This is a genomic window from Pedobacter sp. 01N416, assembly GCF_056399685.1.
This window is the reverse complement of record NZ_JBFTRT010000848.1, coordinates 1-1,431: the sequence shown is the minus strand read 5'-3', so window position 1 is coordinate 1,431 and position 1,431 is coordinate 1. Positions and strand designations below refer to the sequence as shown.

2 protein-coding genes are annotated in these 1,431 nt (G+C 39.6%); both read left to right on the top strand.

Translation table 11 applies throughout. The features are described 5' to 3' along the window. Positions 1-44 precede the first annotated feature (44 nt). The gene (locus tag AC1DND_RS27805) at positions 45-434 is read left to right on the top strand and encodes an ISAon1 family transposase N-terminal region protein (protein ID WP_477586078.1); all 390 of its coding nucleotides are present in this window, start codon (positions 45-47) and stop codon (positions 432-434) included. 28 nt (positions 435-462) lie between these two features. Next, the gene (locus AC1DND_RS27800; protein ID WP_477586076.1) at positions 463-1,398 is read left to right on the top strand and encodes an ISAon1 family transposase; all 936 of its coding nucleotides are present in this window, start codon (positions 463-465) and stop codon (positions 1,396-1,398) included. The last annotated feature ends 33 nt before the right edge of the window (positions 1,399-1,431 follow it).

The following is a 1,431-nucleotide window of genomic DNA, read 5'->3' as shown; positions in this document are numbered from 1 at the left end:
GGATCAATACCAAAAGTTGTGGAGGACGGTAAAAACAAATAGCTTTGCATTTTACTATTTCACTTTATATGACTTCCCCTGCAGCCTCTTTACTTAAATTGTTCTTACCAGATTTTATACTAGCAAACTTTACTATTACCGGTGTCATTGAAGATCCAGATACCTTCCATATCCACTTAGAGGAAATTAATAACCTACAGTCAGAACTTGAGTTTATAAAAGTGCATTCAAAAGGCTTCTTTCCAGAGATTACCGTTCAGGATTTTCCAATACGCGGCCACAAAGTTTTTTATCATATCAAGCGTCGCCGATGGATCAATACCCAAAGTAATGAGTTGATTTACCGTAATTGGACTTTAATAGAAAAAGGAACGCGAATGACAGGGGAATTCGCGGCTTTTTTAAAAGAAATCAATCAATACCCAGCCGAATGATATCCATACAATTAGTAAGTTCTACGGTGTGGACGGAAGAAAGCTACTCCGACATTACCGTGATTATCTAAGCGAATTTAAGTCCTGGGATCAAAAGAGCCACGCAGATAAATGGCTTCTGTATCCGGAGAACCTCGGTAGGCATCTATCCATTGATGAAACCAGCCTATCCCATGGCGAACTTTACACCATCCTCACCAACAAAGCAGCCAAGGGTAAAAAAGGGTCAATTGTGGCTATTGTTGCGGGCACCAAAGCTGAAGCAGTTATTTCAGTACTTCACAAAATACCAGAAAAAGAGCGCAGAAAAGTTTCTGAAATCACACTGGATATGGCTGGAAACATGGAACTCATTGCTAAAAAATGTTTTCCTAAGGCCATAAGGGTCACCGATCGTTTCCATGTTCAGAAACTAGCTACAGAAGCTGTACAGGAAATCAGGATCAAGCATCGCTGGGATGCAATTGATAGGGAAAACGATGCAATTGAAATCGCTAGAAAAACCAATAAAGTATTTCGGGCTGAAGTATTTAGTAATGGCGATACCCTGAAACAGCTTCTGGCAAGGAGCAGATATGTACTGTATAAAAAAGCTTTTGACTGGACGACAAGTCAAAAAGAGCGGGCGGATTTGCTATTTGAAAGATATCCGGACCTCAAGGTAGCTTATTCCTTGAGTATGGAGCTCAGCCATATATTTGATAAGACGACCGAAAAAGTATTTGGCCTGGCAAAATTAGCTAAATGGCATGAAAAGGTAAGGCAGTCCACCTTTAAAGCTTTTAATACCATTGCCAGGTCGATTCAGAATCACTATCCGACTATTCTAAATTATTTTGATAACAGATCGACCAATGCTTCTGCCGAATCATTCAATGCAAAGATTAAAGCGTTTAGATCCCAATTTCGTGGCGTGAAATGCGTAAAGTTTTTCCTATACAGGCTAACTCAATTGTATGCTTAAAAATGACTACTCCACAACTTTTGGTATTGATCC